This window comes from Mesorhizobium sp. M0954, assembly GCF_040319155.1.
Taxonomy (GTDB): domain Bacteria; phylum Pseudomonadota; class Alphaproteobacteria; order Rhizobiales; family Rhizobiaceae; genus Mesorhizobium.
This window is the reverse complement of sequence record NZ_JAMYNR010000009.1, coordinates 238,631-258,295: the sequence shown is the minus strand read 5'-3', so window position 1 is coordinate 258,295 and position 19,665 is coordinate 238,631. Positions and strand designations below refer to the sequence as shown.

The 19,665-nt window shown below is 63.6% G+C and carries 15 protein-coding genes and 1 riboswitch; of the genes, 8 read left to right on the top strand and 7 right to left on the bottom strand.

From position 1 onward, the window contains the following. Positions 1–12: 12 nt before the first annotated feature. Positions 13–1,011, bottom strand: a complete 999-nt coding sequence (locus tag NKH93_RS15325) for a hypothetical protein (RefSeq protein ID WP_352970787.1) — start codon at positions 1,009–1,011, stop codon at positions 13–15. Between the two features lie 204 nt (positions 1,012–1,215). Then, a riboswitch (glycine riboswitch) is annotated at positions 1,216–1,302 on the top strand. Positions 1,303–1,450: 148 nt separating this feature from the next. On the opposite strand from NKH93_RS15325, the gene gcvT reads away from it, so the two are divergent. Genes gcvT through gcvP form a run of 3 tightly spaced genes read left to right on the top strand, consistent with a single transcriptional unit; the run spans position 1,451 to position 5,770 of the window. Further along, complete coding sequence (gene gcvT, locus NKH93_RS15320; RefSeq protein ID WP_352473893.1) at positions 1,451–2,569, top strand: glycine cleavage system aminomethyltransferase GcvT; 1,119 nt, start codon at positions 1,451–1,453, stop codon at positions 2,567–2,569. Between the two features lie 5 nt (positions 2,570–2,574). Next, positions 2,575–2,943: a glycine cleavage system protein GcvH gene (gcvH, locus tag NKH93_RS15315; RefSeq protein ID WP_352473895.1), complete on the top strand. Its 369-nt coding sequence runs from the start codon at positions 2,575–2,577 to the stop codon at positions 2,941–2,943. 16 nt (positions 2,944–2,959) lie between these two features. After that, the gene (gcvP, locus tag NKH93_RS15310; RefSeq protein ID WP_352970785.1) at positions 2,960–5,770 is read left to right on the top strand and encodes an aminomethyl-transferring glycine dehydrogenase; all 2,811 of its coding nucleotides are present in this window, start codon (positions 2,960–2,962) and stop codon (positions 5,768–5,770) included. Between the two features lie 72 nt (positions 5,771–5,842). On the opposite strand, the gene NKH93_RS15305 is transcribed toward gcvP, so the two are convergent. Next, positions 5,843–7,012 (bottom strand): GGDEF domain-containing protein, encoded by a 1,170-nt coding sequence (locus NKH93_RS15305; RefSeq protein WP_352970783.1) that lies wholly within the window; start codon positions 7,010–7,012, stop codon positions 5,843–5,845. Between the two features lie 273 nt (positions 7,013–7,285). Here NKH93_RS15305 and parE point away from each other — a divergent pair, with 273 nt between their 5' ends. Continuing rightward, positions 7,286–9,337 (top strand): DNA topoisomerase IV subunit B, encoded by a 2,052-nt coding sequence (gene parE / locus NKH93_RS15300; RefSeq protein WP_352970780.1) that lies wholly within the window; start codon positions 7,286–7,288, stop codon positions 9,335–9,337. 42 nt (positions 9,338–9,379) lie between these two features. Further along, positions 9,380–11,446 carry an FUSC family protein gene (locus NKH93_RS15295; RefSeq protein WP_352970778.1) on the top strand — a complete coding sequence of 689 codons (2,067 nt, stop codon included), beginning with the start codon at positions 9,380–9,382 and terminating at the stop codon, positions 11,444–11,446. Here the strand turns inward: NKH93_RS15295 and NKH93_RS15290 are convergent. After that, a complete protein-coding gene (locus NKH93_RS15290; RefSeq protein ID WP_352816772.1) occupies positions 11,443–12,564 on the bottom strand; it encodes a DUF2336 domain-containing protein in 1,122 nt (373 codons plus the stop codon). The two genes, NKH93_RS15295 and NKH93_RS15290, sit on opposite strands and share 4 nt — an antisense overlap. Positions 12,565–12,674: 110 nt before the next feature. Here NKH93_RS15290 and NKH93_RS15285 point away from each other — a divergent pair, with 110 nt between their 5' ends. Both NKH93_RS15285 and NKH93_RS15280 read left to right on the top strand, forming a co-directional pair. Then, on the top strand, positions 12,675–13,166 hold the full coding sequence (locus NKH93_RS15285) for a MaoC family dehydratase (RefSeq protein WP_502896453.1): 492 nt from the start codon (positions 12,675–12,677) through the stop codon (positions 13,164–13,166). Between the two features lie 3 nt (positions 13,167–13,169). Then, a complete protein-coding gene (locus tag NKH93_RS15280) occupies positions 13,170–14,051 on the top strand; it encodes an HpcH/HpaI aldolase/citrate lyase family protein (protein WP_352970775.1) in 882 nt (293 codons plus the stop codon). Between the two features lie 22 nt (positions 14,052–14,073). Here the strand turns inward: NKH93_RS15280 and NKH93_RS15275 are convergent, their stop codons facing one another. Continuing rightward, complete coding sequence (locus NKH93_RS15275) at positions 14,074–14,658, bottom strand: nitroreductase family protein (protein ID WP_352831563.1); 585 nt, start codon at positions 14,656–14,658, stop codon at positions 14,074–14,076. Between the two features lie 156 nt (positions 14,659–14,814). On the opposite strand from NKH93_RS15275, the gene NKH93_RS15270 reads away from it, so the two are divergent. Beyond that, the gene (locus NKH93_RS15270; protein ID WP_352540660.1) at positions 14,815–15,780 is read left to right on the top strand and encodes an RgsD C-terminal domain-containing protein; all 966 of its coding nucleotides are present in this window, start codon (positions 14,815–14,817) and stop codon (positions 15,778–15,780) included. Positions 15,781–15,938: 158 nt separating this feature from the next. On the opposite strand, the gene thrS is transcribed toward NKH93_RS15270, so the two are convergent. From thrS to yidD, 3 genes are all read right to left on the bottom strand, one after another. Continuing rightward, a complete protein-coding gene (thrS, locus tag NKH93_RS15265; RefSeq protein ID WP_352970772.1) occupies positions 15,939–17,912 on the bottom strand; it encodes a threonine--tRNA ligase in 1,974 nt (657 codons plus the stop codon). Between the two features lie 167 nt (positions 17,913–18,079). Then, positions 18,080–18,895 carry a class D beta-lactamase gene (gene blaOXA, locus NKH93_RS15260; protein WP_352816783.1) on the bottom strand — a complete coding sequence of 272 codons (816 nt, stop codon included), beginning with the start codon at positions 18,893–18,895 and terminating at the stop codon, positions 18,080–18,082. Between the two features lie 146 nt (positions 18,896–19,041). Further along, the gene (gene yidD, locus NKH93_RS15255) at positions 19,042–19,416 is read right to left on the bottom strand and encodes a membrane protein insertion efficiency factor YidD (protein ID WP_352451412.1); all 375 of its coding nucleotides are present in this window, start codon (positions 19,414–19,416) and stop codon (positions 19,042–19,044) included. Between the last annotated feature and the right edge of the window lie 249 nt (positions 19,417–19,665).

The following is a 19,665-nucleotide window of genomic DNA, read 5'->3' as shown; positions in this document are numbered from 1 at the left end:
TCGCGCGACTGCTTATGCGACCTTGTCGATCAGCGGCTTCAGCGCCGGGTGGATTTCCGGCGAGGCGTGCTTGATCAGCGTCAGCAACGCGCGCTCGTTCTCATGCAGCGGCCGGTCGCCGATGTGTTCGGCGAGCCACTTCGCTTCGCCGGCATCGACCGTCTCGGCGCGGCGGGCCAGAGCCTCGGCTGCCTTGTTCTTGGACTCCCATTCGGCTTCGATATCGCCCGGTGAGCGATAGGCTTCCATGATGCCGGACAGGCCACCCGACACCATACGGCTGAAGAAACCGCCGATCTCCGGATCGGCCTGCTCGTAGAACGAATCCCGGCGCAGCGCCACGTCGCGCACCGGCGGTTCGTAGCCGGCCGAACACATGACGAAATTGGCGATCGCCTTGACGAACAGATCGTTCCAGGACGGATCGTTGTCGCCCGCCGCTGTCCGCTCGTTGATCTCGAACAGCACCTCGGCCTCGGCGCGGCTGATGGCGATGTTGCCATCGCCGCCGTAGGCGTAAAGGATGCGGCGCAACAGCTCGACCTCAGCCTTGGCAATCGACCCAGGGATAAGCCTGCCACCGGTCATCAGCGGCCCCTTGCCGTCCACGACCGCATGAGCGACCTGCTCCAGCGCATAGCTGGAAAGCGTGCTCGGCGATGATTTGGCAACTTCCAGCACATGCACCAGCAGCTCGAGTTCGGTCTGGCTGTCGACCATGCCGTCGCGCGAAATCGTCCGGATCAGCCAGTCGGCATTGTCCTGCGAAACATAGCCCGCCGGCTTTTCCTGGTGGACGATGAAATCGGTGACGGCCTCGACGAAAAACTCAAGCCATTCTGCGCATTTGTCCCTCGCCGTTGCATCCAGCGCAAACAGCGCCTCGGCCTCGCCGCGCGTTACCACGCCGTCGCCGAACACTTCGCCGCGCAGCATGACCACGTCTTCCGCCGTGATCCGATTTTTCGAGGTCAGCCCGGCCACCGGCGCGCTCATGATCAATTCGCCCATTCTGTTCCCCGCCCGCCGCCGGTAATTGCCGGCCCTTATGCGGTATATCGGCAAGGTCTTGAGAAACCGGCAAGCGGCGTGGTTAGCGAAGGCTTGCCTGTAAAGAAGGCCCGCAGAAGACCTGGCAGTAAAAATGTCGCCGGCAGGTGACAAGGTGTCGTCCACGGGCTATGGATGACGAGTCGAGGGCTCCTGACCGAGTCCTACCTGTTTGTGGGAGAGAGCAGCGAGAGCTGCCGCCGAAGGGGAAATCGCCCGAAATCTCTCAGGCAAAAGAACCGTAGACGGGAAAGACACTCTGGAAAGTCGGGGCTTGCCCCCGCGCCGAAGGTGTAAGCGCTGCCGACAGAGTTACGGGGCGCGAGTCTCTCAGGCTTCAGACAGAGGGGCACGGACTGGTCGCCATTCGCGGCCGCTTGCGTGCGACTCTGGAGATGACATGACGGGCGACGATACCAAACACCTTCCCCTCGAAGATCTGCACATGGCAGCTGGTGCGCGCTTTGGCGCCTTCGCCGGCTGGTCGATGCCGCTGACCTATCCGGCCGGCGTGATGAAGGAGCACCTGCACAGCCGTGAGCATGCCGGCCTGTTCGACATCTCGCACATGAAGCTGTTCGAAATCAGCGGTACGGGGGCAGCAGCGCTTCTGAACCGCGCCTGCCCGTTCGATGCCGGCGCACTTGAGGTTTCCCAGTCCAAATACACGTTCTTCCTCAATGAGGCGGCCGGCATTCTGGACGATCTGATCGTCACCAGGCTCGGCGCCGAGCGCTTCATGATGGTCGCCAATGCCGGCAACGCCGCCGCCGACGAAAAGCATCTGCGCGCACTGGCCAAAAATTTCGATGCAGAGGGCGATTTCGATGTAAAAGTGGATGCGCTCGACCGCGTCTTCCTGGCCATACAGGGCCCCGAAGCGTGGGCTGCCCTTTCCCGCGCCGGCATCGAGACCGGTTCGCTGGTGTTCATGCACGGCATCGAGCCGCGCGAAAAATGGTTCATGAGCCGGTCCGGCTATACCGGCGAAGACGGCTTCGAGATCGGCCTGCCGGAAGCGGATGCAAGAAACCTCGTCGCCAGGCTGCTCGAGGACGAGCGGGTGATGTGGGTCGGCCTTGCCGCCCGCGACAGCCTGCGGCTCGAAGCCGGACTGTGCCTGCACGGGCTGGACATCACGCCGGAGATCGATCCGGCCAGCGCCGGGCTGATGTGGGCCATCCCCAAGGAGGTTCGCGCCTCTGGCGCCTTCATCGGCGCCGATGCGCTGCGCGCCATCTTGGAGCGCGGCCCGGCGCAAAAACGCGTCGGCCTGAAGCCGGAAGGCCGCCAGCCGGTGCGCGCCGGTGCTGCCCTTTTCGATGCTGACGGCAACCCTGCCGGCCATGTCACCTCAGGCGGCTTCGGCCCCTCGGCCGGTCATCCGGTCGCCATGGGCTACGTCCAGACGCCGCTTGCCAAATCCGGCGCAAAACTGTTCGCCGATGTCCGCGGGACGAAAATCCCGGTCGACATCCACCCCTTGCCCTTCACGCCCCATCGCTACCGCAAAGGATGATTTCAATGGCAAAGACCTATTTCACCGAAGATCACGAATGGCTGCGCGTCGAGGGCGGCATCGCCACGGTCGGCATCACTGACTACGCGCAGCAGCAGCTCGGCGACCTCGTCTTCGTCGAACTGCCGGAACTGGGCAGAAAACTGGCCAAGGGCGACACCGCCGTGGTGGTCGAATCGGTCAAGGCCGCATCGGACGTCTACGCGCCCGTCGACGGCGAGATCACCGAGGCCAACACCTCGCTGTCATCGGATCCTTCGCTCGTCAATTCGGCGGCAACCGGCGACGGCTGGTTGTGGAAGATGAAGCTGGCCAATGAGCGCCAACTCGACGGACTCCTCGATGAAGCCGCTTACAAAGCCCATATTGGTTGATAGCAGGACCAGGAAGATGACCGCAGCACCCTACCCCTTCTCGGCTCGCCATATCGGCCCGGGCCTCCATGACGTCAGAGCCATGCTGGCGACGATCGGCGTTCCTTCGGTCGAGACCCTGATCAGCCAGGCAGTGCCGAAGTCGATCCGGCTCGACCGGCCGCTGGCCCTGCCCGCGCCCGCAAGCGAAGCGGAAGCGCTGGCCGAGCTCGCGGCGACGATGGCAAAGAACACGGTGCAGAAGAGCTTCATCGGTGCCGGGTATCATGGCGTCCACGTGCCGCCGGTGATCCAGCGCAACCTGTTCGAGAACCCGGCCTGGTATACGGCTTACACGCCTTACCAAGCCGAGATCAGTCAGGGCCGGCTGGAGATGCTGTTCAACTTCCAGACCCTGGTGACGGAACTGACCGGCCTGCCGGTGGCATCGGCCTCGCTGCTCGACGAGGCGACGGCGGTGGCCGAAGCGGTTGGCATCGCGCTGCGCCATCATCGCGACAAGCGCACCAAGGTGGCACTGGCCGGCACGCCGCACCCGCAGACGCTGGACGTCGTGCGCACGCGCGCCGAGCCGCTTGGCATCGAGGTCGACGGCGAGGTGATCGACGACAACACCGCCGCCCTGTTGGTCTCCTGGCCCGATACGTTCGGCGTCTACGGCAATCACAAGGCAGCAATCGACAAGGCCCGCGCGGCCGGCGCGCTGGTCGTCTTCATCGCCGACCCGCTTGGCCTGACGCTGACCGATGCGCCGGCCAGGCTTGGCGCCGACATCGCCGTGGGCCCGATGCAACGTTTTGGCGTGCCGATGGGCTTTGGCGGGCCGCACGCCGCCTATTGCGCCGTCTCCGACAGGCTGACGCGGCTGATGCCCGGCCGGCTCGTTGGCCAGTCGACGGATAGCAAGGGCCGTCCTGGTTATCGCCTCGCTTTGCAGACACGCGAACAGCATATCCGCCGCGACAAGGCGACGTCCAACATCTGCACCGCGCAGGCGCTGCTCGCCAACATGGCGACGGCCTATGCGATCTGGCATGGCCCTGCCGGGCTGCAGGCGATTGCCGGCCGCGTCCACACGCTGGCCAACCGCCTGGCTGCCGGCCTCAAGGCAGCGGGCGTTTCGGTGCTCGGCGACAGCCGCTTCGACACTGTGACCGTGGAAGTGAAGGGCAGAGCCGGCGCGATTGCCGCCGCCGCAGAAAAGACCAGCCGGCTGCTGCGCGTCATCGACGCCGACCATGTCGGCATCAGCTTCGACGAGACCTCCACTGAAGCCGATCTGGAGGCAATCGCAGCACTTTTCGGCGCTAAGGCCGTCGTTGTCGCCGGCAGTTCCATGCCCGGAAAAACGCGCGGCAAGGAGTTCCTCACCCAGCCCGTCTTCCGCGAAAACCACTCGGAAACCGACATGATGCGCTTCCTGCGCCGGCTGGCCGACAAGGACCTGGCGCTTGACCGCGCTATGATCCCGCTCGGCTCCTGCACCATGAAGCTCAACGCCGCCGCCGAAATGATGCCGGTGAGCTGGCCTGATGTCGCCAACCTGCATCCCTTCGCGCCGGCAAACCATTCGATAGGCTATCGCGCCATGATCGACGAGCTGGAAGGCTGGCTGGCCGAGATCACCGGCTTCGACGCGGTGACCCTGCAGCCCAATGCCGGCAGCCAGGGCGAATATGCCGGGCTGCTCGCCATTCGCGGCTATCATCTGTCGCGCGGCGAAGGCCATCGCACCGTCTGCCTGATCCCGTCCTCGGCGCATGGCACCAATCCGGCAAGTGCTGCCATGGCCGGCATGAGCGTCGTCGTCGTGCGCTGCACCGAGGACGGCAATATCGACATGGAAGACCTGCAGGCCAAGACGGCCGAGCATGCGTACAATCTTGCGGCGCTGATGTTCACCTATCCTTCGACGCATGGCGTCTTCGAGGAAGGCGCGCGCGACCTTTGTGCCCTCGTCCACAGCCATGGCGGCCAGGTCTATTTCGACGGCGCCAATCTCAACGCGCTGGTCGGCCTCGCCCGTCCCGGCGATATCGGCGCCGATGTCTGCCACATGAACCTGCACAAGACCTTCTGCATCCCGCATGGCGGCGGCGGCCCCGGCGTCGGCCCGATCGGCGTCAAGGCGCATCTGGAGCCATATCTGCCCGGCCACGTCACCGAAGGCTCGGCCCATGCCGTGGCGGCGGCACCGTTCGGCAGTGCCTCCATCCTGCCGATCACCTGGATGTATATTCGTATGATGGGCGCTTCCGGCCTGAAGCAGGCGACCGAGACGGCGATCATCTCCGCCAACTATGTGGCGACGCGGCTTGGCGAGTATTTCCCCCTGCTTTACAAGGGGCGCAACGGACGCGTCGCGCATGAATGCATCCTCGACACCCGCGTGCTCAAGGACAGCGCCGGCATCAGCGTCGACGATATCGCCAAGCGGCTGATCGACTATGGCTTCCACGCGCCGACCATGTCGTTCCCGGTCGCCGGCACGCTGATGGTCGAGCCGACCGAATCCGAGCCCAAGCGCGAGCTGGATCGCTTCTGCGAGGCGATGATCGCCATAGCCGGCGAGGCAGCCAAGGTGGCGAAGGGCGAATGGCCGTTGGCCGACAATCCTCTAGTCAATGCGCCGCACACCGCCGCCGAGGCGTTGGCCGGCCAGTGGACCCATCCCTATTCGCGCCTGGAGGCGGCCTACCCCGCCGGCGATGCCGACACGGCGGCAAAATACTGGCCGCCGGTGTCGCGCATCGACAATGTCGCCGGCGACCGCAACCTTGTCTGCTCCTGCCCGCCGCTGTCGGAATATCTGGGTGCGGCGGAATAGATCATGATCCCGAAAAGTGGAATCCGGTTTTCGGACAAGATCATGGGTCTAACAAGAAGATAGAAACCTCAATCAGGCAGAACGCAAGGCCGGCCCGTCGGCCTTGCTCGCCCGGTCCCGGACGACGACGCGATTTCGCCCGGCGCGCTTTGCCGCATAGAGTGCTGCGTCGGCTTCGGCCAGCACATCGTCGAGACCGGTGCCGTTTGTTCCGCCAAAGCCGATGCCGCCGCTGACTGTGCTTCGCAACGGACCGAGTTGGGTGGCCACGACTTCCGTGCCGAAGGCGACGCTGATCTTGCTCGCAATGTCATAGGCCTTCTCTTCCGTCATCCGCGATATGACGAGCACGAATTCCTCGCCGCCCAACCGGAAGGCGTCGACGCCGGTCCGGGCGTATTTCCTGATGACGGCGGCAAAGCGGCACAGAACCTGGTCGCCGACCGGGTGACCGAATACGTCGTTCGTCCTCTTGAAATGGTCAAGGTCGAACATGGCAACGGACATGAACGGACCGAAGACCCGCTCGCCGTAGAGTGCCGTCAACGCCCGCCGGTTCATCAGCCCGGTCAATGGATCGGTCATCGTCTCGGCCTTCAATTCGATCTGCGCCTGCAAATGGTGCAGGGAGAGCGTCAATGCGCCGAGCCCGGTCATGCAGGCGACGGCCACGACGGAATTCACCCGCTCGGCCCAATTGTCCGGTGCTACACCCAGCACCCATTGGCCCGTGACCAGCAGGACCGCGCCGCAAAGTCCGAACGACAGCGCACAGACGCCGCTCAGGAACGAGACGACCAGCAATATCCGGCGATCGTGACCACCCTCAATCCAGAACATCGCCCCGATGAGCGAGAGCAGCGCCGTTACCGTCGCGTAGGTGACAATAAAGCCGACACCATCAAACCCGAGATACGTCGCGCCCGCGCAGACAGCCATCGCAACCAAGGTCGGCAAGATGGCTCGCCTGTAGTCGCCTGTGCCGAGATATTGCATGGCCGACAGGCAGATGATCAGGAAGCCGAGGCTGAGAAGCACAAGCACGATCTGGCAAAGCCAGGGGCTTGGATCTCTTGCGTAATGCCAAAACAACACGACATGTGCGACCAGCACGAGAATGCCGCAGGCCACCGTCAGCACAAAGCGTGCCTGTGGCGCGCTGAACCAGATCGCAAACATGGTGATGCTAAGGCACGTGCCCGACAGCGCCGCCGCGAGCAGAAGCGAACTGTAATCCAACATGCTTAAGCGACAGCCTCTTGAGGGTTCCACTGCATTCTAGGTCAGCGACAGTTCGCGGATATCGTTTTTCAGCCAACCTTGCGGCGTAACCTTCGGACAAGGTTTACAAAGCGTCGATGCCCCAAGCTTCGACCCCATTTCCGCCGCTTGGCTGTCGAATGGTTTTGCAGTAAGAGGCTCTATCCTCGAACGTAACAGGAACCTCCGTCGCCTGCCCGCCAAAAGCGTGGCAGTATCGGGTGGTGATTCGCAGCATCGGAATCCAGGATCGGCATGGACGACAATAACGATCTTTTCGCCAAATTGGACAAGCAGCCGCAACCGGCTCGCGCCGCCGCGCGCCCGGCCGACCCGCTGGTGCAGGCGGCGAAGCGGCCGGCGCCCCGCGACGCCAGCGAGAGCTATAGTGCCGCCGACATCGAAGTGCTGGAGGGGCTGGAGCCGGTGCGACGGCGCCCGGGCATGTACATTGGCGGCACCGACGACAAGGCGATGCACCATCTGTTCGCCGAAGTCATCGACAATTCGATGGACGAGGCGGTCGCCGGCCATGCGACCTTCATCGATGTCGAGCTGTCCGCCGACGGATACCTGTCCGTCACCGACAACGGCCGCGGCATTCCGGTCGATCCGCACCCGAAATTCAAGAAGCCGGCGCTCGAACTCATCATGACGACGCTGCATTCAGGCGGCAAGTTCGACAGCAAGGTTTACGAAACGTCCGGCGGCCTGCACGGTGTCGGCGTTTCCGTGGTCAACGCGCTGTCCGACCATCTCGAGGTCGAGGTCGCGATTGGGCGCAAGCTCTATCGCCAGCGCTTCTCGCGAGGCGTTCCGGTGACCGGCCTGGAGCAGCTCGGCGAGGTGCACAACCGCCGCGGCACGAAGATCCGCTTCCATCCAGACGAGCAGATTTTCGGCAAGGGTGCTGCTTTCGAGCCGGCGCGGCTCTACCGCATGGCGCGGTCAAAGGCCTATCTGTTCGGCGGTGTCGAAATCCGCTGGACCTGCGATCCGTCGCTGATCAGGGAAAAGGACACGACGCCGGCCAAGGCAGAATTCCATTTTCCAGGCGGCCTCAAGGATTATCTGAAAGCCTCGCTCGGCGACGAATTCCAGGTGACCCGTGAAATGTTTGCCGGCAAGAGCGAGAAGCAGGGCGGTCACGGTTCGCTCGAATGGGCGGTAACCTGGTTCGGCGGCGACGGTTTTATCAATTCCTATTGCAACACCATCCCGACCGCGGAGGGCGGCACGCATGAGGCCGGCTTCCGCAACGTGCTGACGCGCGGCTTGCGCGCCTACGCCGACCTGGTCGGCAACAAGCGCGCCTCGATCGTCACTTCCGAGGATGTGATGATCTCGGCGGCGGGCATGCTGTCGGTGTTCATCCGCGAACCGGAATTCGTCGGCCAGACCAAGGACAGGCTGGCGACGATCGAGGCGATCCGCATCGTCGAAAGCGCCATCCGCGACCCGTTCGACCATTGGCTGGCCGACAATCCGCAGGAGGCTTCGAAACTGCTCGAATGGGTGATCGCGCGCGCCGACGAGCGGGTGCGCCGCCGCCAGGAAAAGGAAGTGTCGCGCAAGAGTGCGGTGCGCAAGCTGCGCCTGCCCGGCAAGCTCGCCGACTGCACGCAGAATGCCGCCGCCGGTGCCGAGCTGTTCATCGTCGAGGGCGATTCGGCCGGCGGTTCGGCAAAGCAGGCGCGCGACCGCGCCAGCCAGGCGGTGCTGCCCCTGCGCGGCAAGATCCTCAACGTCGCCAGCGCCGGCAACGACAAGCTTGCCGCCAACCAGCAGATATCCGACCTCATCCAGGCGCTTGGCTGCGGCACGCGCTCGAGATATCGCGACGAGGACCTGCGTTACGACCGGGTCATCATCATGACCGATGCCGACGTCGACGGCGCCCATATCGCCTCGCTGCTGATCACCTTTTTCTACCAGGAGATGCCAAGCCTGGTCCGCGGCGGCCATCTCTATCTGGCGGTGCCGCCGCTTTATTCGATCCGGCAAGGCGGCAAGGTCGCCTATGCCCGCAACGATGCGCACAAGGACGAACTCCTGCGCACCGAATTCACCGGGCGCGGCAAGGTCGAAATCGGCCGCTTCAAGGGGCTGGGCGAAATGATGGCCGCCCAGCTCAAGGAAACCACCATGGACCCGAAAAAGCGCACGCTGCTCAGGGTCGACGTTATCGATGCCGAGGCGGCGACCAAGGATGCGGTCGACGCATTGATGGGGACCAAGCCCGAGGCCCGTTTCCGGTTCATCCAGGAACGCGCGGAATTCGCCGAGACGGAAGTGCTGGATATCTGAGCTCCCGCCGCTAGCTTGGCCTTCTGAGCTGGAGACGAGCACTTGACCTGGGCGCGGCTGAAGGACGATATCGGCACGCGGATCGCTGGCCTGACGCGGCCGACGCGCTCGGACTGGATCTTTGCCCTGCGCACCGTTTCGGCCGGCCTCATCGCGATTTTGGTCGCCTATGCGCTGAAGCTCGACCATCCGCAATGGGCGATGATGACGGTGTTCATTGTCGCACAGCCGGTCGCCGGCATGGTGCTGGCGAAGGGGTTTTATCGTCTCCTCGGCACGCTTGCCGGCGCGCTGGCGGCGATCGGCATTACCACTGTTTTCGATGCCAACCCGTGGTTGCTGGTTGCAGTTCTTGCCGTCTGGATCGGCATCTGCTCGCTGGTCTCGTCGCTGCTACGCAATCCGGAAGCCTATGGCGCGGCGCTTGCCGGCTACACCGCGATAATCATCGGCCTGCCGGCTTTCGGCCAGCCGCACCTCGTCATCGATCTCGCCGTGGCGCGCTGCGCGGAAATCGTGCTTGGTATCGTCTGCGCTGCGCTGACCAGCCGGCTGATCCTGCCGAAACTGGCCGCCGACGCCATCATCTCAAGACTGAAACGCAGCATTCTCGACCTGGCGGCCTATGCGGACGGCGCTTTTTCCGGCGGCGATGCGGAAAAGCTTGCCGGGCTGCACCGCAAGCTGATCGGCGACGTCCAGACGCTCGGCGAGATGCGCACCTACGCAAGGCTGGAGGGGCCGAGCCTCGCCACCCGCGCCTATCCGGTCCGGCGTACCATCGGCCAGCTTCTGTCGGCCCTGTCGGCGGCGCGTGCGCTGCATGCCCACGCCGCGCCGAAGAATGCAGCCCTCATCCCAGTTCGCGCCGAGTTGCAGGCCGTTGTCGGCGAACTGGTAGCCAAGCCGGGCGCGCTGGACGATACGGCGCCCTGGGTGGCGCGGCTCGACGCAATCGCCGGCAAGGCACGGCAGATGCCTGACATCGCGGCCGGGCAAGACATTGACTGGGCTGGCACTGTCACCCGCCTAACCATTGCCGCCGACTTCGCCGAGGCAATGCAGCAAGTGCTGCGCGGCCTGGATGCACTCCGCTCTCCCCCGTCTCGTGCCAGTCGCGAACGGCGGCAGCCAGCGCTGGTGGTGCACCGCGATTACCGTGCGGCATCGCGCAATGCCGTGCGCGCAGCTATTGCCACGCTCCTGGTCGCCGGCTTCTGGCTGGCGACGAAATGGTCGGACGCGACGGGCACGGTCATTCTGGTCGCGGTCGTCTCCAGCCTGTTCGCCGCTCGCCCCGATCCGATCCGGTCGGCATGGAACTTCTTCGAGGGCACGTTACTCGCCCTGCCCTTTGCGTTTCTCATCGGCCAGTTGGCGCTTCCGGCTTTGCCAGGCTTCGGATGGTTCATGGTCTTTGTCGTGCCGATCCTGGTACCAGCGGCACTGGGCATGGCCAATCCGCGCTATGTCGGCGTGGCAACGGCCTTTGCGATCAATTTCCTCGCCTTCCTCAGCCCACATCAGGCGATGACCTACGATCCGTTTCCGTTCTTCGCCAATTCGGCATCGGTCCTGGTCGGCATTCTTCTGGCGATCGGCGTCTTCGCCACCGTGCTGCCCGCCGACCCCTGGGTCACCGTCAACCGCATCCTGCAAGCCATGCGCGAAGATCTTGCCCGCCTTTGTCTGCATGAGCGCATGCCGCGGCGACTGGCTTTCGAGAGCCTTGCCTATGATCGGGTCAACCAGTTGATGCCGCTGCTGCAGAACGCCGGCGAGAAAGGCGACGCCGTTCTCGACGGCGGCATTGCTGCCGTTACTGTCGGCCTCGAAATCCTGCGGCTGCGCAACGCGCAACAGAGTTCCGCGATCCCACCTGAAACAGCACTTTCCATCGCCAATTTCCTGCGCGGTCTGGCACGCGAGCTGCTGTTCAGGCGGCCCGGCGAGCCGCAGACGGCGACCGTCGCCGTCGCCAGGCAATATGCAGCTGGCATCGCGGAGCGAAGCGAAGCAGCCGAAATGCTGCAGATCGCCGCCTCGCTGCGCATCATTGCCGCCGCGATCGAGGATTTTCCGGATTTTTTCGAGAAAGACCGGGTTTAAGCAGCGGCGATCGCCAGCGCGTGCCCGCGTGCGTTCTCGCGCAGCGCGTCGAGATGGATCGATTTGACCAGCCCGGCGAGATCGCCTTCGGCGGACTGTCCGCCCAATTCCTTCAGCATCAGCCAGCTGACTTCCTGGACGCCGGCGAGGCGTTTGCCATTGGCGACCTCGCGCCAGACCTTCAGCGCGCGCAGAATGATGGCGTGGGTGGCGGCGGCAAGCCCGGCGCTGCGGAACAGTGCCTGCAGAGCCACGTCATGGCCGCCGGCCAGCAGTGCTCTCACCCGTTGTTCGGACTGTTGGCTGAGCGCGACCAGCGCCGAACCAAAGAAGTCGACCTTGCCGTGCGCAATGGTGCGGACGACGAAGCTTGCGGTCAGGTCGCCGCGCAGGCGCAGATGTTCGACAAGTGCGGTATGTTCCTCTGTCCGCGTGCCTTCGATCAGCGTCACCGAAGCCTTGATGCAAGCATCGCGCGTGACGCGCTCGGCCCTGGCGGCGCCCATCAGCGCCAGCACCAGCGGCGACCCCTTGAGCATCTCCCCGAGCTTGACCAGCAGCATATGCCGGCAATCGGCGGGCAGCCGGGTGTCGGCGATCAGCGCCTCGCGCACCAGAGGCAGATGGCCGTGCCGCTCGGCCATGCGGCGAAAGCTGACGGATGCGATATCGGCGCCGCTGTTGGCGAGCAGCGTGGTGCAAGCCTCCGGCTCACCGATCTCGGCGATCGCCGCCGCAACCGACATCGAGACACGCGGCCGGTCGGCGATCACCTTCTGCGTCGCTTTCTGGCCGCCGGCAACCCGATCAATCAGGTCGGCATCGGTAAGCAGCGGCGAGCGCGCCAGTACCAAAGCGGCCACCTCGGGCTGGTCCGACGCCAGCGCGCTGACGATCTGCGGCGGCGCGTGGTGGCTCATGGAAAGCGCGTCGGCGATTGCCAGTCGCACCTTCGACGATGCGTCGTCGAGCAGCAGCGTCAGCGCCGCCTCCGCAGCGCAGCGGTCCTCGAAAGGCAGGTCCGAGTCGACATAGGCGCGAGCCAGCGCGCTTGCCGCCGCAGCACGCTCCGACACCTTCGCCGTGTGGATCCATTTCAGGAAATGCGAAACGACCATGTCGCCTGCTTACGCCCTTTGCCAGAAGGTTTCTGGTCCCTGTCGAGACCGTAGGCACAAATGGTTTATGAACGGTTCACCATGTTCGTTAACTGGCTTGCGAGCCCGGTATGCAACGCCTATCAACCCTTAAGCAGCGGAGGAGATCGACCATGGCCGGACTTTACCTTGAGGAGTTCGTTGTCGGCCATGTGTTCAAGCACACGCTGCGCAAGACCGTGACCGAAGGCGACAACATGCTGTTTTCGGTGATGACGCTGAACCCGCAACCGCTGCACATCGATTTCGACTTCGCGGCGAAGAGCGAATGGGGCAAACCGCTGGTCAATTCGCTGTTCACACTGGGCCTGATGATTGGCATTTCAGTCAACGACATCACCGTCGGCACCACTATCGCCAATCTCGGCATGAGAGAGACGGTGTTTCCGCACCCCGTCTTCCATGGCGACACCATTCGCGTCGAGACCACGGTGGTTTCGGTGCGCGAATCCAGGTCGAAGCCGGACCGCGGCATCGTCGAGCTCGAGCATCGCGCCTATAACCAGAACGACGTGCTGGTTGCCAAATGCACGAGGCAAGCCATGATGATGAAAAAGGCATAGCCGATGCGTTCTCTGCTCTTCGTTCCCGGCGATTCGGAAAAGAAGCTGGAGAAGGGCTTTGGCGTAGGCGCCGACGTGGTCATCGTCGACCTTGAGGATTCGATTGCTGCGCAGAACAAGGGGTTGGCGCGCGACACAGCGGCGCGTTTCATCGCCGAGCACAGGCACCGGACCAGCTCCGCGATCTATGTGCGCGTCAATGACCTTTCGACCGGACTGACCGACGACGATCTGGCGGCGCTCGTGCCAGCAAAACCAGACGGCATCATGCTGCCTAAGTCGAATAGCGGACTGGATGTCCAGCATCTCTCGGCCAAGCTCAGGGTGCACGAAGCCGAAAGCGGCCTGCCGGATGGAGCGATAAGGATCCTGCCGATCATCACAGAAACGGCTGCAGGCGTCTTGGCCGCAGCGACCTACGCCCGTGCAAGCGCGCGGCTTGTCGGCGTCACCTGGGGGGCGGAAGATTTGTCGGCGGCGATTGGCGCGCGCGCGACGCGCGACGCGAATGGCCGCTACACGGATGTGTTCCGCCTCGCCCGCACCATGACCATGCTTGCCGCAAGTGCCGCGGAAGTCGCGGCAATCGACACCGTCTTTCCGGATTTTCGCGACATGGCCGGCTTCGAGGCCGAATGCGCCGAGGCCGAGCGCGACGGTTTCACCGGCAAGATGGCGATCCATCCGGCGCAGGTGCCGGTTATCAACGCCGCCTTCACGCCTTCGGCGCAAGCGGTGAAAAGCGCCCTGGCGATCGTCGAGGCGTTCGAGGCGGCAGGAAATCCCGGGGTCGTTGGCATGGATGGCAAGATGTACGACCGGCCGCATCTCAAGCTCGCAGAGCGGCTCCTGGCGCGAGCCAAGGCATCGGAGCTTGATCCTTAGGGGGGGCTGTTCCGCGCCGAAATTATCCCACCCACGGCCCCGAATAGTCGGCATAGAGTTTTGCCGGATCGGGCCGCGGTCGTTCCGGCGCTGGCCCCTGGTAGGAGCCGATATGGACGAAGCCGACGACCCGCTCATGCGGCGCCAGGCCGAGGATCGCCCTGCCCTCGGGCACGTCGGAATACCAGTTGCTGACCATGTTGGTGCCGTAGCCCAGCGCATTGGCGGCAAGCATCAGGTTCATCGCCGCCATGCCGCCGGACAGGAACATCTCCCATTGCGGGATCTTTGGGTTTTCCCTGGGGATAGAAATCACGCCGATGACCAGCGGCGCGCGCGAAAAGCGCGCCAGTTCCTGGTTGCGGCGGCCTTCCGGCAGCGGCCCTTCGCGCTGTTCGGCAAGTGCTGCCAGCTTCTTGCCGATATCGACGCGAGCCTCGCCGCGATAGAGGATGAAACGCCAAGGCTCCAGCCGGCCGTGGTCCGGCACCCGCGAGGCGGCGGCGATCATCGTCGCGATCTCCGCATCGCCCGGTGCCGGTTCTTTCAAATCCGGGATCGGCGCGGAATTTCGGGTCAGCAGAAAATCGATGATCGGCGACGCCATGGGCGCAAGTCTCCTGGAATTTGAGCTGAAGCGCACCATCGGGACATCGGGCGGCTTGGGCATTGGCGCGGCGCGCCGGACAAAGAGCCCTGTAGCAGAAGCCGACCGGACTCTTAAGCCTTGAAATTGCCACCGCCTTGGGCTTCAACGCAAGGCATGTTTGAGGGGACATTGCGTCTTTTCCTGATATGGCTCGCTGCCGCACTGTTGATGGTGCCGGTTTCGCTTGCCGTCGCCCAGGATGTGGACGGCCTTGGCGAGCTGAAGCTTCCCGGAATTTCGGGCTATGCACCTCCGAAAAGCGAGACATCGCTGGCATTGGGCAGCAGCGGGGCGATCACGCTGTCGGCGCAATTGACCGACAAGGGCGCCGACATCACGCGCGGCATAGTCTGGCGCGTCTTCAAACCCGAATCGGCCAGCGACGGCAAGCTGACGATGGTCGCCTCCTCTCATGGCGGCACCGCCATATTCCAGCTCGAGCCGGGTTCGTATCTGGTCCACGCCTCCTACGGGCGGGCCGGCGCCACCAAGCGCATCACCGTCGGCAAGGAAGCCAAGCGCGAGAGCCTCGTGCTCGATGCCGGTGGCCTCAAGCTCGATGCAGTGCTGTCCGGCGGGGTACGCATACCGCCGAAGAAGCTGCGCTTCTCGATCTATGAGAGCCACGCCGCGGCCGATGGCGATCGCGCCCTGATCATACCCGATGTCGAGCCGAACAGCGTCGTGCGGCTCAATGCCGGCACCTACCACGTCGTGTCGACCTATGGCGCGGTGAACGCGGTCATCCGCTCCGACATCCGCGTCGAGGCCGGCAAGCTGACCGAAGCGACCGTCGAGCACCGTGCCGCCGAGATGACCATGAAGCTGGTGCGCGAACCAGGCGGCGAGGCGATCGCCGACACCTCCTGGTCCCTGCTCAACGAATCCGGCGATCCGATCAAGGAAACCGTCGGCGCCTTTGCCTCGATGGTGCTGGCCGAGGGCGACTACACCATCATCGCCAAGAACCGCGACCGCATCTACCAGAAGGATTTTACGGTGGTGGCTGGGCACAACCAGGACATCGAGGTTCTGGCCACCGAGGCTTCGGCCATCGATTCCGAGGAAGGCGCCGACTGAGACGCGCCCCTCTAAGCTGCCTTGTGCATGGATCGCGCCAGCGCGTCGCCGACGCGCACGTCGATCGATTTGCCAGATAGGCGTGCGGCGTGACAGGCATACAAAATATAAAAATGGCGGTGGATCGCTCCACCGCCATTCATTGCTCGTCGACTGGTTCAGGCCGCGCGGCGCTTGCGGTCGGGTGTCACCGCCTCGTCGGCAAGCAGCCTCACGGCGGCTGCGAGGCCGAGTGATTCCTGGTCACGCGACCCGAGACGACGGATATTGACCGTTTCTTCCTCGGCCTCGCGCTTGCCGCAGACGAGGATGACCGGCACCTTGGCCAGCGAATGCTCGCGGACCTTGTAGTTGATCTTCTCGTTGCGCAGATCGGCTTCGGCGATCAGCCCCGCCGCCTTCAGCTGCGCAACGACCTTCTGGGCGTAATCGTCGGCATCGGAAGTGATCGTCGCCACCATCACCTGCAGCGGCGCGAACCAGAGCGGGAAATGGCCGGAATAATTCTCGATCAGGATGCCGAGAAACCGCTCCATCGAGCCGCAGATGGCGCGATGCACCATCACCGGCTGCTTCTTTTCCGAATCCGAGCCGATGTAGAAGGCGCCGAACCGTTCAGGCAGGTTGAAATCAACCTGCGTGGTGCCGCATTGCCAGTCTCGGCCGATGGCGTCCTTCAGCACATATTCGAACTTCGGCCCGTAGAACGTGCCCTCGCCCGGATTGACGCCCGTCTTGATCCGGTTGCCCGACCGCGCCGCGATCTTGTCGAGCACGTCCTGCAGCACGCCCTCGGCATGATCCCACATCGCGTCGGTGCCGACCCGTTTTCCGGGGCGGGTCGCCAGCTTGACGGTGATTTCGTCGAAGCCGAAATCGGCATAGGTCGAGAGGATCAGATCGTTGATCTTGATGCACTCGTCGGCGAGCTGTTCCTCGGTGCAGAAGATGTGCGCATCATCCTGGGTAAAGCCGCGCACGCGCATCAGCCCGTGCAGCGCGCCGGACGGCTCATAGCGATGCACATTGCCGAATTCCGCAAGTTTTACCGGCAGATCGCGGTAGGATTTCAGCCCATGCTTGAAGATTTGGACGTGACCGGGGCAGTTCATCGGCTTCAGCGCAAACACCCGGTCGTCGTCGGTGTCGTCGCCAGCAACGGTCACCTTGAACATGTTGTCCCGGTACCAGCCCCAGTGGCCTGACGTCTCCCACAGGCTCTTGTCGAGCACCTGCGGCGCGTTGACTTCCTGATAGCCCTGCTCGTCGAGGCGGCGACGCATGTAATTGACCAGGTTCTGGAACATCCTCCAGCCCTTGGCGTGCCAGAAGACGACCCCGGGGCCCTCCTCCTGGAAGTGGAACAGGTCCATCTCACGGCCGAGCTTCCTGTGGTCGCGCTTCTCGGCCTCCTCCAGCATCGTCTGATAGGCTTCGAGCTGCGCCTGATCGGCCCAGGCCGTGCCGTAAATGCGGGTCAGCATCGGATTGTTGCTGTCGCCGCGCCAATAGGCGCCGGCGACCTTCATCAGCTTGAAGGCGCTGCCGATCTGGCCGGTCGCGGCCATATGCGGGCCGCGGCAGAGGTCGAACCAGTCGCCCTGTGCATAGATCTTGAGATCCTGGTCCTCGGCAATGGCGTCGATCAACTCGAGCTTGTAGCGCTCGCCCTTGTCGGCAAAGATCCTTTTCGCCTTTTCGCGCGACCAGACCTCCTTGGTGAACGGCTTGTTGCGTGCAATGATCTCGCGCATCTTCTTCTCGATCACCGGGAAATCGTCGGGCGTGAACGGCTCGTTGCGGGCAAAATCGTAGTAGAACCCGTTTTCGATCACCGGCCCGATGGTCACCTGCGTTCCCGGCCAAAGTTCCTGCACGGCTTCGGCCAGCACATGGGCTGCATCGTGGCGGATGAGCTCCAGCGCACGCGGGTCCTCGCGGGTGATGATCTCGACTTTGCCCGATCTGCCGATCGGGTCGGAAAGATCGCGCAGCGTGCCGTCGATCGAATAGGCAACGGCCTTCTTGGCCAGCGACTTCGAGATCGATTCCGCCAGGCCGGCGCCGGTCATCGCCGCGTCGTAATCGCGAACGGAACCATCGGGAAATGTCAGGGAAACGGAATTCAGCATAAGATTCTCCTATCCAGTCCCGCAAACGAGCGCGGGTGGTAAAATGCATGTCGCCCAAGACTGCTTAGCGGTTTTGGCGCTACGACATGCATCAGTAAGAGCCGGATGCGTCCGGCGGCGAGCGGTCTTTTATGGGCAGTTTTCGGCGCCGTAAAGCCGGATGTAGGTCACCTGAGGAGATTCGGCAGATCTTTCAGGAACATCGCCCGCGTCTTGAGTCCCTTTGGCGTGTCGGAACGTTTCGTATCGACTACCAGGCGGGCAAAGACGATCTTGCGAGCATCGGTCTGCGCCCAGCCGACAAACCAGCCAAGCGAGCGCTTGTCGGCGCTGTCGCCGAGCCTGGTCGTTCCGGTCTTGCCCTGCACCGTCCAGCCGCCTGCCCGGAAGGTCGGGACAATCGCGCTGGTCATCGCATGGGCCTTGTCCGAAACCGGCAGTTTTCGCGCCAGCAGCTTGCGCAGGAAATCGACCTGCTCGACCGGCGATATCTTGAGCGAAGAATTCACCCAGGAATGGGTGAGGCCGTCATTCTTGCCGGCAGTGCCGGAGACTTCGGTGTTGCCATAGTCCAATCTGGACACATAGCCGGCAAACTGTTTGCTGCCGAGCCGGCGCGTAATCTCGCGTGAGAACCAAAGGACCGAATCCCTTTCCCAGATCGTCGGGTCGACGGTCTTGCGGTCCCGTTTCGGGGCATTGAACTCCGCCTTGTACTCCCAGCTTGGCGTATGCTCGTCGCTCAGGATTCCAGCATCATAGCCGATCAGCGCCAGCGGAACCTTGAATGTCGAGGCGGGGCTGAAGCGCTGATCGCAGGTCCCTTGGCGATACAGCGTCTCGCCGCTTGCGGCGTCGACGATCAGCGTGCATTCGACGTCCCCGAGCGGCGCCGATTGCGCACGGATCGGAAAACCCACCAGCCACGCCAGGACATAGAGAACCACGGCGAAAATGAAGGGAAGTCGGTCTATCCGGCGCATTTGGTAATCTCTCCTGAAGGGTGTCAGGAGCGGCTTAGCGAGGTGTCTTGTCTCGATTTTGTCTCAAATGCGCTATGTCAGCGCAAGCTGCGGTTAACCCTACCAGATCGTAAAAAGCGACCCCTCTGTGCACCGCACAGTTGCGGTCAACTGTCCAGGTCGCCACGTTTTTTCCCGATCCGCCAGTACCGCCATGGCGTGAACCAGAGGTAGCGATCAGCCAGTGCCTCAGGCACCCGGTCGATGCCGTGCGTGCCGAACGGTCCGCAGCGCAGCACCCGGAAAAACCCCATCCAGCCGCCGGCCCACAGCCCGTGGCGGGCGATCGCTTCGTACGCGTATTCGGAACAGGTCGGCAGATGCCGGCAGGAATTGCCGACGAAGCCGGACAGCGTCAGCTGGTAAAGTCGGACAAGCGACGTGCCGAAGACGCGGCCCGGCGTCTTGCGCCACGGGCCGGACCAGTTGCGTCCTTGTCGAATCGGCCTGGCGCCGTGCGCATGCCGATGTTGGCCGACCACCGCAGTCTCCACATCGCGTTTCCCTACGCGATAGATGTGCGCATCGGGCCAGGAACGCAATGCCGTTCCGGCAATCCCGTCATGGCCTGGTAGGGCGAACCGGATAGCGGTCGGGCGTCGGCCTTCGGCATACGGCGACGCTGGTCGGCGGCCTCTCCTCGCACCAATCCCTATGCGGTTTCTCGTCGTACCATTGAAACGTCGCGATCCGCATCACATCGCCCAGAATGTTGAGAAACTGGATCATGG

Excerpts from the sequence above, each read along its gene's own strand:
- NKH93_RS15270 (WP_352540660.1), top strand. The coding sequence starts at position 14,815 with ATGTTTGAGGGGACATTGCGTCTTTTCCTGATATGGCTCGCTGCCGCA.
- NKH93_RS15275 (WP_352831563.1), bottom strand. The coding sequence starts at position 14,658 with ATGGCGTCGCCGATCATCGATTTTCTGCTGACCCGAAATTCCGCGCCG.
- NKH93_RS15325 (WP_352970787.1), bottom strand. The coding sequence starts at position 1,011 with ATGGGCGAATTGATCATGAGCGCGCCGGTGGCCGGGCTGACCTCGAAA.
- NKH93_RS15305 (WP_352970783.1), bottom strand. The coding sequence starts at position 7,012 with ATGTTGGATTACAGTTCGCTTCTGCTCGCGGCGGCGCTGTCGGGCACG.
- NKH93_RS15285 (WP_502896453.1), top strand. The coding sequence starts at position 12,675 with ATGCAACGCCTATCAACCCTTAAGCAGCGGAGGAGATCGACCATGGCC.
- blaOXA (WP_352816783.1), bottom strand. The coding sequence starts at position 18,895 with ATGCGCCGGATAGACCGACTTCCCTTCATTTTCGCCGTGGTTCTCTAT.
- NKH93_RS15280 (WP_352970775.1), top strand. The coding sequence starts at position 13,170 with ATGCGTTCTCTGCTCTTCGTTCCCGGCGATTCGGAAAAGAAGCTGGAG.
- gcvP (WP_352970785.1), top strand. The coding sequence starts at position 2,960 with ATGACCGCAGCACCCTACCCCTTCTCGGCTCGCCATATCGGCCCGGGC.
- gcvH (WP_352473895.1), top strand. The coding sequence starts at position 2,575 with ATGGCAAAGACCTATTTCACCGAAGATCACGAATGGCTGCGCGTCGAG.
- thrS (WP_352970772.1), bottom strand. The coding sequence starts at position 17,912 with ATGCTGAATTCCGTTTCCCTGACATTTCCCGATGGTTCCGTTCGCGAT.
- NKH93_RS15290 (WP_352816772.1), bottom strand. The coding sequence starts at position 12,564 with ATGGTCGTTTCGCATTTCCTGAAATGGATCCACACGGCGAAGGTGTCG.
- parE (WP_352970780.1), top strand. The coding sequence starts at position 7,286 with ATGGACGACAATAACGATCTTTTCGCCAAATTGGACAAGCAGCCGCAA.
- gcvT (WP_352473893.1), top strand. The coding sequence starts at position 1,451 with ATGACGGGCGACGATACCAAACACCTTCCCCTCGAAGATCTGCACATG.